The sequence below is a fragment of the Paenibacillus sp. J22P169 genome (assembly GCF_059691995.1).
This window is the reverse complement of record NZ_JCAUAO010000001.1, coordinates 1,452,598-1,465,788: the sequence shown is the minus strand read 5'-3', so window position 1 is coordinate 1,465,788 and position 13,191 is coordinate 1,452,598. Positions and strand designations below refer to the sequence as shown.

Genomic DNA, 13,191 nt, shown 5'->3' with positions numbered 1-13,191 from the left:
TTGATAGCAAAAAGGATGTGTGCAATGGCACTTTGGCACAAGCTGTATTATTGGGGGATTGCGATAATCCTCCTGTTAATTCTGTTAGGGGAGTTAGTTTGGCTGCCAGATCCTCTCAGATGGGGGACACGCTTGTATTGGATAGATCTCATCGATCTGCTGATCTATGCGATTGCACTTGTTCCTTTGTTATGGATGATAGCTGCTCTCATGCACTTAAAGGCGTCACATTCGCGGAGGTTAAAGGTATTTCGCGGCCTTATCAGTTTGGTTTGTTTAATAAGTATCGTTATTGTGATCACTATGCCCAAAAAATTGGAATTTTCTGCTTCCGCCATGATTCTTAGCTTGCTGCTTGTCACAACGGATATGATCCTGCATGAGAGGAAGAAACGCAAGGTGCCACGCCAGAGTATAATCGTTCTTGGTGTGACACTTGGTCTCTTGCTGCTGATGCTGTGGCCAACACAATACTTAGTGACCTATCCGGGCATCACCCTTAACATGAATCGATATGCGCATGCCGAAGGCGGCTCCAAGCATGGCGATATTTCGGGAGTTCTTATTTTCGAGCGGCCGGCCTTCCCGATGGATTGGGTCTATGCGAAGCTTTTTAAAGACTACACCTTTGATAAGATTGAGTCGTTAGGGATGTCGATAGGTCAATATAATCAGGAAGTACGAACCATGAAGGAAGATGCGAACGCCGCGGGTAGTGCGATTGCTTTCCAGAAAGTGGGTTTAGGCAAGGGGATCATTTCGGAGGGAGTACGGATTACGGCTGTTTTGCAAAATTCACAAGCCTCAGAATTGCTGCAACCAAGCGATGTGATTACGGAATTGAATGGATATCCAATTACGATGATCCAGGAGCTTACAGACCGGATGCGTGGAATCAAACCAGGTGAATCTATCAAACTGTCTGTGGTACGTAATAAAGCAAAGCTCGCGTTGACGGTTCCAACTCGTGCGAGTGCTGACGATCCGACTCGGGCATCGATCGGAATCATGATCGCGAACGAGCTCAGATACGATATCCCTGATCTCGTGACCTATCACAATTACTTGCTGCACGAGGGTGGACCGTCCCACGGGGCCATGCTTGCGTTAACACTCATTGACCAGCTGACACCGTGCGGTGTTACTTATGGTCATCACGTTGCAGGGACGGGGACGATCGAACCTGACGGCTCCATCGGGCCAGTCGGTGGACTCGTTCAGAAAGCTTATACGGTAAGTCGAACGAATGCGGATGTATTTTTTGTCCCGATCTCCAATGAAGCAGATGCGAGAAAAGGTGCAGGCGATCTTCCTATCGTGCCTGTGCGAAATCTCGATGATATGTTGAATTGGCTGAAGGCCAATCCGAAGGTAGGTACATCATCTTGCGCTTCCTAATACAATCGAGCTAGTCACGGGCGGCTTCGTATAGCTTACGTGCGATGAGCTTGGGCTCGTATTGCGGAGTCGTCATATGGTCACCATGGACTTGTAGGAAGCGGAATATGCCGAGTCTGCTTGACATGTGTGGATGCCAACCATAGTTGGGATCGCCAAATGGAATCACATTATCTTCCGTAATGTGAACATAGCTTTTGGGAATAGGAAGGCTATAAAATTTCTTCAGATCTAACTTCTCGAATAAGGGTCCAGCGGGCTCTGGTGATGCCTTACTATAAATGCGTTTGGCTTGCTCCAGGGTAGCCAAATTTGTAAATGTTTCTCTAAACAGTTCAAATGGCAGCATGAGCGTGTTGTTCTTGGAGCTTGCGACGAGCTGTTTAAACTGCCCCGTGACCTGAGGAGGGAACTCATCGGCGGCCATACCGCCGTCTTTGAGGACGAAAGCATTCAGAAAAACCAGTCGCTTCAAGCGATCCGGAACGAGTTCCGCTACTTTTTGAATCAAAGTACCTCCAAAGCTGTGTGCGACTAAGATAACATTATGCAAGTTATGAGATATGATGAAATCGGCGATCGATTTGGACATCATCGCATGTGTGACATTTTTATTGGGGTCAGCGCCATGTCCTGGATATTCAGGGACGTAGACGGTATGACCTTTTTTGCTTAACTCAGAAGCAATGCCGGCCCAGAAGCTGGTATCCGCCCAAGAGCCATGGACAAGTACGAACGTTAGTGGCTGCTCTTTGGCACGGTAGGAATCCTCTTCTTGAATCCATGGGGAAGGCATATAAGGCCAATTCGATGGAACATAAGGTGGTTGATATGGGTTTGGCCATGATAGCTCAGGATTGGGGTAATACTCGTTCAGGTTTGTCATTGTGGTCTTCCTCTCGCGTAGTGATATATTACTATATGCCCAGATGACGTATGTGCGATTGGAATTTGAATGAGAAGGGAATTGGGTCTAAGGATGACGTATATGGAGCCAAAAGTGTACCGATTTAGTGAAGCGCCCATCTGGGAGCTTCAGCGTTCCTACTATGAGGAACAGGGCATAACAGCATGGCAGAGTGGCGATGTGCCACAATACATAACAAGCAACCGGGTCATGGCTATTTCGTATGCCGAGATGATATTTGCGTTCTTGCAGGATCGAGCTAGAAGTGGACAACTTACAGAGCGTGTGATGATACTAGAGCTCGGAGCGGGTTCGGGTCAATTTGCTTTTTATGTGCTTCAAGAGCTAACGAAGTTTATTCAAACCGCAGGCATTCAACTGCCACCGTTTCGATATGTGATGAGCGATTTGGCACAGAAGAATATTGCATTCTGGCGACAACATGCTGGTTTAGCACCGTTTGTGGAACAAGGTTTACTTGATTTTGCTAAATTTGATGCAGTTCAGGATAGGGAGATTCATCTTCAGCATAGGGGTGAACAGGTGGGTCCAGGTGATTTGGAGCAACCGCTTGTGATTGTGGCGAATTACTTTTTCGATAGCCTGCCACAAGAGTTAATTTATATCGAAGATCAGCAGGTGTATGATTGTCGGATATCGCTGCAATTTCCAGAGGGGGCTCATGAACTGAGCGCTTCCGAGCAGTTGAAAGAGGTCGTAGGGAGCTATCATTATCAACGGGAGCAAGCTTATGATGACGATGCTTATCCTTACCGTGAGCTGCTTGATGTGTATCGTGGGCACGTATCGGATTCACACATTCTTATGCCTGAAGTTGGCCTGCAGTGTTTAGCACGATTACAAGACTTATCTCGCAACGGTTTCCTGCTGCTCACGGCTGATAAAGGAGATCATCGCTTAGAAAGCTGGGAATATAATGAGCCGCCGAAGCTTATTCATCATGGCAGTATTTCATTAACAGCGAATTACCACGCGATCAGCTATGTATGTGAAGCTCAGGGAGCTTTGTCACTGTTCACGAAGCATCCGTATACCTATCTCAACATTGGCTGTATTCTTCAGCTTTCGAATCCCGTTCAATATGGCTTAACGCGATTAGCGTATGAGAGATGTGTGGAACGATTCGGGCCGGATGATTTTTTTAATCTAAAAGAAGCCTTCGATAACCAGCTGGAGCAGAAATCAATGCCTCAACTCTTGGCTCTGTGGCGGTTGAGTGGCTATGATACCCAGTTTCTACTGCCGAGTACTAAGCACCTCATCGATTTAATTCCAGAATGTGGAGAACATGAATGGATAGCTCTTCAGCAAGGAATTGAACGTATGTGGGCACATTATTATCCAATGGATAGCAATACGGATGTTGCGTTGGCCTGTGCGATCCTGTTATATCAAATGGATATGTATCAGGAAGCGATCCCTTACTTCGAACGTACGCAGCCTAAGCTGGAAAATGATGCTACAGTTCTCTATGAGATGGCGGTGTGTTACTACGAGTTGGGACAAGATGACGCAGCAAAACAATTCGCGGAGCGAACAATTGCGTTACATCCTGAGCATGAGGAAGCTATTGCCTTACGTGATCTGCTAATCGCTTTGTGATAAAAGTTGGCAGGTAGCTGCAACAATCTATTTGCTCTCTGCGTTAGGAAGGTAAGCATATCAAATGGTGCTAAATACCAACCACATAACGAGAGGAGTACGAGCATGAAAAAAATAGCAGCATTGAGTTTATCTGTCCTATTGGGCAGCACGTTGACCTTCGGTTCCGCCTATGCGTTTACAGACTTAGAAGAGGGACAAGCAACCGCGGTACTGGCATTAAAAGACAGAGGTATCGTCAGTGGCTTTGATAACCTGCATTTTGTGCCAAGGGGTAAAATAAGTTATGCACAAAGTGTCCAAATGATCGTCAAAGGTCTGAACCTCAACTTGGATAATATGAAATTCATTAAGAAACCTTTGGCTTCCGATAGTTATTCCAATATCCCGAATGATTCTTGGTATGCCGATGCATTCATCATTGCGCATTACCACAATCTGGACATCCCGAAGGATGTGAATCCGAATGCCACGATAACACGCGAACAATTCGGGAATCTATTGGTTAAAGCGCTTGAGACCAAGGGACAATTTCCACTGGTGAAAATGTATATCCCAATCAAAGACGAGGATCAGCTTTCCGTGGATTACCAGGGTACGATCCAAAGATTGCTGCTCTACAAAATCACAGCTCTGGATGGGAATGGCAACTTCAAACCCAAAAGTGAGCTAACAAGAGGAGAAGCCGCGAATTGGCTGTACAATGCCATTCGTGTGCTAGAGGCGCATGTGCAGAAACCACCAATCGTAGAAGAAGTCAAAGTATCCGTTGAAAAAGTGAACGATGATGTGAACAAAGTGACACTCTCCAGAGGTATGAAACCGAATCCTGGTTATGGGGTTAGTATTGACAGCATCGAGTTCCAGTCAGGTGGTCAAGCGATCGTGAAGTATTCGTTACTAGAGCCAAAACCTGATGTGATGTATGCACAAGTCATGACGGAAGCTAAGGCTGAGACCTATGTGTCTTCGAAATATGAAGTGAAAGCTGAAGTTAGCGGTCTGAAATAAGAGGAAGAAATGCTGTCATCCGATGAGGATGGCGGCATTTTTTTGTGCTTTTAGCACCCTCAATTCGAACAGTGCAAGCTCGTACTCTCTCGCATAGCATATAGCATCCTCTATCAGATGGGTGGTGAGAGATATATGAAAACAATCAACTATTACACGTTAGCATTAGGTTTATTGGGTGCGGCCAAATTAATTTTGGATGCATTTGGCATGGATTTGATTACGGATGATACAGCGAATGCCATTGCCAATGGTGTTGCTGCGCTTCTTTCTGTAATTGGTGTCTATACGAACCATCAAAAAGAAGAGTAATTCCAAGACGTAAGAACTCATTGACACCGATACTTGCCTAGATGAATATCGTATTGGACAGATGTGATTTCCATAACGGAGGCGTCAAACGTGGGATACTATGTTCAAGTGGCAAATGGTGTGAAATTGTTTATCGAAGATATAAATCCAAAAGGGACGAAGACCATCCTATTTATTCATGGGTGGCCTTTGTCACATACACAATTTGAGTATCAATTTAATGTACTTCCTGGTTTGGGGTATCGCTGTATTGGTATGGATTGGAGAGGCTTCGGGAAATCGGATAGACCGATGGATGGGTATACGTTCGATCAACTAGCTGATGACTTGCATGCTGTGATTCTAGCTTTGAAGCTAGAAGGGATCACGCTAGCCGGTCATTCGACAGGCGGCGCAATCGCAATCCGATATATGACCAGACATCAGGGACATGGTGTAGCGAAGCTTGTGTTGATCGATGCGGCTGCTCCTACGGGGTTTACAAACGAAACTGCGGCAAAATTTTTGCATGAGAATGCCAATGATCGCGCAAATATGATGCAAACTGTAACGGATACGTTCTTCTTTCAGTATATAACAGAGCGATTCTCGGACTGGTTTGTTCAAATGGGCTTAGAAGCAGCTAGCTGGTCAACCGCGGCAGTGATTCGATTGCTGAGAGATGAGAATGTGGCAGCCGACCTAAGTCGAATTGAAGTATCTACGTTGATCGTTCACGGTATTCACGACAAGGTAATCCCGTATCCACAAGCGGTAGAGATGAATAAACGTATTCCGAACTCTCAGCTAGTTCCATTGCATTACAGTGGCCATGGTGGTTTCTGGGAGGAAAGGGACCGATTTAACTATGTCCTCACGCAGTTTATAGGTTGACGGAAGCAAGAGAGCAACCTTTACGAGTAGCCTCCTCATTAGGAGGCTTATTTCAATTGTGGGGCTTTTCTTTACATATAAATAGACTATTAAAAGACTTGTCTCTTAGGTGTTGGATCATTATGATGAGAGTGAAGGGTTCTCAATCAAGTGGATCGGACATTCGTATTCAAAATCATTTAAATTAGCTTGGAGGTTGTTTCATTTATGGATCATACTACTTTTCGCATCGGTATAATTGGCATTGATTCCTCACATGCACCCACATTTACTCAGTTGCTAAATGATAGCGATCACCCTTTCCATGTTGCAGGAGGAAAGGTAACGATTGCTTATCCAGGTGGTTCACCAGATTTCGAGATGAGCTATTCCCGCATCGAGGGGTTTACGGCACAGCTTCGCGACAAAGGTGTGAACATCGTTGACTCGCCAGAGGAAGTAGCCGCGAATTGCGATGGCATATTGATGACGTCTGTTGATGGCCGCATTCATTTGGAGCAGTTTCGTCGTATTGCGTCATATCGTAAACCTATTTTTATTGATAAGCCAATGACCGTTTCTTCAGATGAAGCGCGTGAAATCTTAGCCATTGCTCAGCAAAATAACATTCCACTTATGAGCTGCTCCTCATTAAGATACGCAGAGGAATTGACGAATGCTTTGAATGTATCGGACAATAGCTCGATTATTGGCATGGACTGTTATGGTCCAATGGCCTTACAACCAACACAGCCAGGGCTGTTTTGGTATGGTGTGCATACGGTTGAGATGCTCTTTCGAGCATTGGGCAAGGGTTGCCTTCATGTAACAGCAGCAACAACAGAAGATCATGATCTGATTACTGGCGTATGGGATAATGGCGTTATTGGTACGATTCGTGGGAATCGAAAGGGTAACGCACAATTTGGAGCACTGCTCCATCATGAATCACATACGCAGTTTATTGATGTAAATAAACATCCCAAACCGTATTACGCGAGTCTTTTGGAGAAGATTATGACGATGTTTGTGACGGGAGCTCCGGATATTAACGGAGAAGAAACATTACAAATTATTCGATTTATGGAAGCTGCCAATGAGAGTCGAGAAACAGGTCTTACGGTGAACTTATAGAACATATGTGTATGCGTAGAAGTTGAAGGAGAGGAATACAACGATGGAAAGAGTTCAATTAAAGGTAGCAGTCCTAGGCGCAGGAGCCATTGCTGGTCAGCATTTTGATGCGATTCGAAGTACAGATGGGTTCATTGCTTGCGCTGTCGCGGATATTCAACTCGAGAAAGCAGAAGCCATTGCTGATAACTATGGCATTCATGCGTATAGTGATTATCAAGAGCTTATTCGACAGGAACGACCGGATGTCGTGGTCATTGCTTTGCCGCATTTTCTACATAGAGAAACAGCTATTTTTGCAGCTGGACACGGTTGTCACTTGATGCTGGAGAAGCCGATGGCTTTGTCCGTTGCCGAATGTGATGAGATCATTGAAGCTGCAGCGAAGGCGGATATACGTATTTTAATTGGGCATACGCAGCATTATATGGCGGAGAATATTTATGCAAAGCAGATCGTTGAGAGTGGCGAACTCGGAGAGATTGTCATGATTAATGATGTCAGGCATTTGAATTATTTCCGAGACACGAGACCACAGTGGTTTCTGGAAAAAGACAAATCAGGCGGCGGAATTCTTGCCAATTTGGGTACGCATTCCATCGATAAAATCCAATGGCTAATGGAGAGTTCAGTCCGTAAAGTGAGTGCCTCGGTAAGTCATCATGGCAAAAGAGGCAATGTAGAAGGAAGCGGCATGATCTATCTGGAGTTAGAGTCGGGGCTTCCAGCGTCGATTGCTCAGTCGGGTTATCCGGGAGCAACGCGGAATGAGACGGAGATTATTGGTACGGCAGGGATGCTGAAACTGGTAACCGGTGACAGCTTATGGATTAGTCGCGGCGGCGCTTATGAAAAAGTCGACGTGCCCCCCATGGATAAACCATTCGAGTTGCAGTATAAGGATCTGTTGTTCGCGATTGAGGCGAAGAGTGAAACGAGCTGTCCGCCCGGATATGCGCGAAGTGTGATCGCCGCGCTTGAAGCCGTTTACCGGTCTGCGGAGACGGGCGTGGAACAATTTCTATAGGTCGAAATGAGAAATAGCTGGAAAACATCCAGCTATTTTTTGTCATTTCGGCATAGATTGGAAAACAACTGGAAAAAATCCAGTTGTTTTCGGTGATTCTCGTCGAATCGGCGAGGATGGACGAAATTAGATGGATTTTTTCCAGCTAATTAGAAATTTAGCCGATAAATCGTGGAATTAACTGTACTTTTTCATGTTAATGTTGGATGTGTTAGGACAATGTTCCAAGGTGGCAGGGAAATTTGGCTGTGCATGGAATATAAGAAGAGGAACTGGAAAGGAGACTTATCATGATCGAATGTCCTTGGTGCCATGAACATGTGCAGTTGGTTGATGACATATGTCCTGCTTGCAAGCAGGAGGTTTTGATGAACCATTTGAATCATATTGGGGATATAAGTGGGGATTTAAGTGATGTCCAGGAGATTTCCGAGCATGAGGGGCTGCCAGATCTGAGTTTGGAAGAGCGGATCTCCCATCAGTTCAAGTGCAGCAAATGTAAGCATACGGCGTGTGGCATCCAAGAAGTAGCAATGACGGGGACTGGCTTAAGCAAGATGTTCGATATTCAGCATCATCATTTCTTATTTGTCTCATGTTTACATTGTGGCTTCGTTGAAATTTACGATCCGAATGTGTTACATAATAAAAAAGCAGGTTCATTAGGCACAATATTAGATCTACTATTTGGAGGATGAAATTGGATGACGGTGATTGGACTCATACGACATGGTTTAACGGATTGGAACACGGAACGACGCATACAGGGACAAACGGATGTGCCACTCAATGAATATGGGCGAAAGCAAGCCGAATTATTATCCCAACGAATGAAGGATGAGGCATGGGATTACATCTACGCGAGTGATTTGGGTCGAGCTAGAGAAACGGCGGCGTATATTGGTAATGTGAAGCAAATGGAAGTGAAAACGGATCAGCGATTACGGGAAATGTATTGTGGACAGATCGAAGGAACAACACTTGAAGAACGTGTGGCAAAATGGGGGGAAGATTGGTCCCAATTGGATTTAGGGGTCGAAACAGAGCAAGAAATTGCTGCTCGCGGCGTGAGTTTCATCCAAGAAGTGATCGAGAGACATCCGAATCAGAAGGTGTTAATCGTCAGTCATGGTGCCTTACTTAGTCTGACTTTAATGGATTTGATTCCACACGAGGACATCGAGGAACATTTGCATAACACTTCAGTAACGAAAATACGTCACAATGAGAGCCAATGGGAATGCTTGCAATACAATTGTATTGCGCATTTAGACGGGCTTGAATCGTAGTAGACGTGGAGAATCCTTTTGATTTAAAAAAGTGGTATGTCAAAGACGTGCTGATAAGCTCGCTAAAGAATGCGTTGGCGCATAGCGGAATAGTACTTGACGATGAACCCAAAGTGCGTGGTATGATCATATCGAAGTAATAAGGTGCTCATGACAGAGTACCTTATTTTTATATCCATATTTTTCATGATGGGTGGAAAATAAATGAAAAAACCGACGCTTCGTATCCGTTTACTTCGCAGCTTCTTAGTCATTATTACACCTTTGGTCCTGTTTCTGTATTATGAAAACTACTATGCCATCAAAATTGTTCGAGAGGAAGTGTCGCAATCTACCAGCAATGTACTCGCGGTTCATATTACACAGATTGATCGCACGCTAGAGGAAATCACGCACTATCTGTTACAACAGATTGTCACATCCGATACCAAATCTGCCTATCTGGATATGGCATCACTGCCAGAAACCAACGGAAATTATACGCTAGCTAAAATCAAAATCCATAATGAACTTACCTCGGGAAGCACTGCTTTCGAGAATTTCCATTCATTCTTCGCTTATTCCGTAGAAAAAGAGGATTTTATATTCTCTCGTTCCTCGTTCACGGACACGAACGATCTGAAAGAAATGTTGGGCGCGTACTTGCAAGAGAAGGTGAACGGACAAACATTCAGTAATTGGATTGTCCTTCAGTATTGGGAAAAAAGGTATCTGGTTCGTGTTGCGCAAGCGAGTAATGGGGTATATATCGGGGCTGTCATCCTGTTGGAGGATCTGATTCGACCTCTTCGCGGATTGGATTATGGCGATCGCTGGGAGGCGATTCTGCTGGATCCGACCGGACAACCTTTGACCAAATCCGTGATGTCACCAGAAACGATGACAGCGGTTAACCGAAAGCTGATAAGCAATCCGCGTGCCTTTCAGGTTTTTGAAAATCCAGCTGATCACAAGGATTACCTGCTTGTCAGTACTCCCTTTCAACAGGCACCACTTAGCATGGCGGCCATGATTCCAGAGAAATCGCTGCTGCAGCGTCTGCCATTTTTTCAAGGGGTTATCTATCTCTTTCCGCTTGGTGTTATTGTTATCTTTTACTTTTACTCGCATTATTTGCGTAAAATGCTGTTCGGTCCTATGAATTCACTAATTATGGGCATGCGGCGTGTCGTAAAAGGGGATATGGAAATCGGGTTAAAGGAAGCGGAGACAGAGGAACTGAATTTTCTGATCACAACCTTTAATCACATGGTATCTCAAATTAGCCATCTCAAAATTAACGTGTACGAAGAAATGTTGAAAGCCCAGCAATCTGAGTTCAAACATTTGCAAGCCCAGATCAATCCACACTTTTATCTAAACTCCCTGAATATTATTAACAGTCTTTCTACGCTGGGGGAGAACGATCTGATCAAAAAGATGACGGAGCATCTAGCTGATTATTTCCGATTTATAACAAGATCGCATCGGGATACGATCACTATGGATGAAGAAGTACGGCATATCCGCAATTATCTGGAGATTCAAATGCTTCGTTTTCCGGAGAAAATTACGTATAGCATTGATCTACCCGAACAGCTTTCTCGTACGATGATTCTTCCCTTGATGATCCAACCCTTTGTCGAGAACGCGGTTATTCACGGGATGGAAGAGGGGAGCAAGCCTTTCCATATCGATATCTCCGCAGGTAGTTGCCAAGAAGATCCGAACTGTCTGGAAATTCTCATTCGCGATAACGGAGTAGGCTTCACACCTGAAGTCTTGTCAACGTTTAATCAGAAAAAGTTTGGAGATGGAACAGGAACCCATATGGGCATTTGGAATGTGTACCGGAGGATGCGTATGGCTTTTGGCAATCAGGCGGAGGTAACCTTCTTGCTAGGTGAGCCGAATGGCGCCATTGTTCGTCTGATTATTCCGGCAATTGGCGCATTTCACGAAATGGAGGATGAGGAAAATGGCAAAGTTGATGATCGTCGATGATGAGGTGTACGTGCTGCGTGCCATGATGAGGTCTGTCGATTTTGCTGCACTTGGTTTTGAAGAAGTTTATCAGGCTATGGGCGGCAAAGAAGCTATGGAAATATTGAAAGCGCATTCCATCGATCTTATTATTTGCGATATTGAAATGCCAGGTATGAGCGGATTGGAGCTTATTGCGTGGGTGAATGATCATTACCCCGAGGTGGAAACGATTTTTCTAACTGGACATGCAGAATTCTCCTATGCCAAAAAAGCCGTACAATTAGGCAGCTTCGAATATTTGCTTAAGCCCGTCAAAACGGAAGAGCTGGTCACAACAGTGAATAGCGCACTTGACAAAATTAATGAAAATAAGAATGCTGCACAAATGGTGGAAACGAGCAAGAAATATCGTACCTTGTGGGAACGCCAGAAGTCGGTTGTCGTTGAACGCTATTGGCAGAACCTGTTGTCAGGAAGAATGATTCCTGAGGCGAACAATTTGCAAGCGGTCAATTTACCCTTAACGACAGACTCGCAAATCTTGCCGATTCACATCAGTATTGAGCAATGGCATAAGGAATTCAGCTTACGTGATGAGGATACGTTGGAGTATGCGATTCGCAACGCAGCGTCCGAGATCCTTCTTGGAGGCTTCGCTGGGGATATTATCAAAGATGAGAATGGGATTCTCTTTGCGCTTGTATACGAGTCACCCGAACGGCCATCGAATCCGGAGCTGCTGGCTGAGGCATGCCGCACGTTTGCCGACGCGTGTAGTCGTTACTTTTATTGCACGGTATCCTGTTATATCGGTCACTCCGTACCGTTCCCAGAGCTTACGGAGGTGTATCACCGCTTAATCGAAATGGAGCAGGAGAATTTATCCAACCCGCTGTCTGTTCAACAGCTGAATCAGTCGTTACGGGCGAGCAATAAAGTCAAGCATCCGTTTGTTATTCCGTGGTCGGATTGGGTCATTCTTTTTGAAACAGGCAATAAAACAGAGCTCTTAAAGCGACTAGATCAATTATTTGCTGGGATGCAGGAAGCTCAAGCAGATACCGAATCGGCGAGTGCGCTATATCATGCTTTGGTCTATATGATCTATCACGTCGCCCATAAGAACGGGTTTTCAGTGAAAGAGTGGTCAGGAATTCGTGAACGAAGCGGGGAGCTGATGGCCATTCGCTCGATTTCCCAGTTGAGAGTTTGGGCGGAAAAATTAATTGATACAGGTTCACGTTATTTGGATTCGCAACGAAATGAAAGCTCCCAGATCATTGAGAAGACGAAGCAATTCATCAAATCCAACCTGAAAGATGTGACTCGGGAGAAGGCTGCCGCTTACATTTACTTGAATTCAGCGTATCTGTCACGCATATTTAAACGGGAGACGGGTCAATCCTTAATTGATTTCATTATCAACGCCAAGATGGATCGGGCGAAAATTCTTCTAACCGAATCGAATATGAAAATTTTAGATATTTGCGAGGATATCGGCTATGAGAATTACTCGCACTTCGGGCAAGCTTTTAAGAAAAAGGTAGGGATCTCGCCGGTGGAATTCCGTAAGCGATTCCAAAATCTCGAAATGAAATAAGGTAAGATCTAATAGAAAGTTTGGCACGATGCCAGACTTTTTTTGCTTTCGTGAGATGTGTTTGGTTCAAAGC

The 13,191-nt window shown here is 44.9% G+C and carries 12 protein-coding genes; 11 read left to right on the top strand and 1 reads right to left on the bottom strand.

The features are described 5' to 3' along the window. Positions 1-24 precede the first annotated feature (24 nt). The gene (locus tag AC58QG_RS06845; RefSeq protein WP_497361343.1) at positions 25-1,398 is read left to right on the top strand and encodes a PDZ domain-containing protein; all 1,374 of its coding nucleotides are present in this window, start codon (positions 25-27) and stop codon (positions 1,396-1,398) included. Between the two features lie 10 nt (positions 1,399-1,408). On the opposite strand, the gene AC58QG_RS06840 is transcribed toward AC58QG_RS06845, so the two are convergent. Next, a complete protein-coding gene (locus AC58QG_RS06840; RefSeq protein ID WP_497361342.1) occupies positions 1,409-2,284 on the bottom strand; it encodes an alpha/beta hydrolase in 876 nt (291 codons plus the stop codon). A gap of 102 nt (positions 2,285-2,386) precedes the next feature. Between AC58QG_RS06840 and AC58QG_RS06835 the strand changes: the two genes are divergently transcribed. The 10 genes from AC58QG_RS06835 to AC58QG_RS06790 all read left to right on the top strand — a co-directional run bounded on the left by AC58QG_RS06835 (position 2,387) and on the right by AC58QG_RS06790 (position 13,118). Further along, positions 2,387-3,928, top strand: coding sequence for a tetratricopeptide repeat protein (locus tag AC58QG_RS06835; RefSeq protein ID WP_497361341.1), 1,542 nt, complete (start codon positions 2,387-2,389; stop codon positions 3,926-3,928). A gap of 105 nt (positions 3,929-4,033) precedes the next feature. Continuing rightward, complete coding sequence (locus AC58QG_RS06830) at positions 4,034-4,939, top strand: S-layer homology domain-containing protein (protein ID WP_497361340.1); 906 nt, start codon at positions 4,034-4,036, stop codon at positions 4,937-4,939. A 135-nt stretch (positions 4,940-5,074) separates the two neighbouring features. After that, the gene (locus AC58QG_RS06825) at positions 5,075-5,251 is read left to right on the top strand and encodes a hypothetical protein (RefSeq protein WP_477592786.1); all 177 of its coding nucleotides are present in this window, start codon (positions 5,075-5,077) and stop codon (positions 5,249-5,251) included. Positions 5,252-5,341: 90 nt separating this feature from the next. After that, positions 5,342-6,124: an alpha/beta fold hydrolase gene (locus AC58QG_RS06820; RefSeq protein ID WP_497361339.1), complete on the top strand. Its 783-nt coding sequence runs from the start codon at positions 5,342-5,344 to the stop codon at positions 6,122-6,124. 207 nt (positions 6,125-6,331) lie between these two features. Beyond that, positions 6,332-7,237, top strand: a complete 906-nt coding sequence (locus AC58QG_RS06815) for a Gfo/Idh/MocA family protein (protein ID WP_497361338.1) — start codon at positions 6,332-6,334, stop codon at positions 7,235-7,237. Between the two features lie 43 nt (positions 7,238-7,280). Then, positions 7,281-8,264 (top strand): Gfo/Idh/MocA family protein, encoded by a 984-nt coding sequence (locus AC58QG_RS06810; protein ID WP_497361337.1) that lies wholly within the window; start codon positions 7,281-7,283, stop codon positions 8,262-8,264. A gap of 452 nt (positions 8,265-8,716) precedes the next feature. Then, a complete protein-coding gene (locus tag AC58QG_RS06805) occupies positions 8,717-8,962 on the top strand; it encodes a zinc ribbon domain-containing protein (RefSeq protein ID WP_497362800.1) in 246 nt (81 codons plus the stop codon). A gap of 6 nt (positions 8,963-8,968) precedes the next feature. Next, complete coding sequence (locus AC58QG_RS06800; RefSeq protein WP_497361336.1) at positions 8,969-9,553, top strand: histidine phosphatase family protein; 585 nt, start codon at positions 8,969-8,971, stop codon at positions 9,551-9,553. A 204-nt stretch (positions 9,554-9,757) separates the two neighbouring features. After that, the gene (locus tag AC58QG_RS06795) at positions 9,758-11,536 is read left to right on the top strand and encodes a sensor histidine kinase (RefSeq protein ID WP_497361335.1); all 1,779 of its coding nucleotides are present in this window, start codon (positions 9,758-9,760) and stop codon (positions 11,534-11,536) included. Beyond that, a complete protein-coding gene (locus tag AC58QG_RS06790; protein ID WP_497361334.1) occupies positions 11,511-13,118 on the top strand; it encodes a response regulator transcription factor in 1,608 nt (535 codons plus the stop codon). The genes AC58QG_RS06795 and AC58QG_RS06790 overlap by 26 nt, the downstream gene beginning before the upstream one ends. Positions 13,119-13,191: the final 73 nt, after the last annotated feature.

Excerpts from the sequence above, each read along its gene's own strand:
- AC58QG_RS06845 (WP_497361343.1), top strand. The coding sequence starts at position 25 with ATGGCACTTTGGCACAAGCTGTATTATTGGGGGATTGCGATAATCCTC.
- AC58QG_RS06840 (WP_497361342.1), bottom strand. The coding sequence starts at position 2,284 with ATGACAAACCTGAACGAGTATTACCCCAATCCTGAGCTATCATGGCCA.
- AC58QG_RS06835 (WP_497361341.1), top strand. The coding sequence starts at position 2,387 with ATGGAGCCAAAAGTGTACCGATTTAGTGAAGCGCCCATCTGGGAGCTT.
- AC58QG_RS06830 (WP_497361340.1), top strand. The coding sequence starts at position 4,034 with ATGAAAAAAATAGCAGCATTGAGTTTATCTGTCCTATTGGGCAGCACG.
- AC58QG_RS06825 (WP_477592786.1), top strand. The coding sequence starts at position 5,075 with ATGAAAACAATCAACTATTACACGTTAGCATTAGGTTTATTGGGTGCG.
- AC58QG_RS06815 (WP_497361338.1), top strand. The coding sequence starts at position 6,332 with ATGGATCATACTACTTTTCGCATCGGTATAATTGGCATTGATTCCTCA.
- AC58QG_RS06810 (WP_497361337.1), top strand. The coding sequence starts at position 7,281 with ATGGAAAGAGTTCAATTAAAGGTAGCAGTCCTAGGCGCAGGAGCCATT.
- AC58QG_RS06800 (WP_497361336.1), top strand. The coding sequence starts at position 8,969 with ATGACGGTGATTGGACTCATACGACATGGTTTAACGGATTGGAACACG.
- AC58QG_RS06795 (WP_497361335.1), top strand. The coding sequence starts at position 9,758 with ATGAAAAAACCGACGCTTCGTATCCGTTTACTTCGCAGCTTCTTAGTC.
- AC58QG_RS06790 (WP_497361334.1), top strand. The coding sequence starts at position 11,511 with ATGGCAAAGTTGATGATCGTCGATGATGAGGTGTACGTGCTGCGTGCC.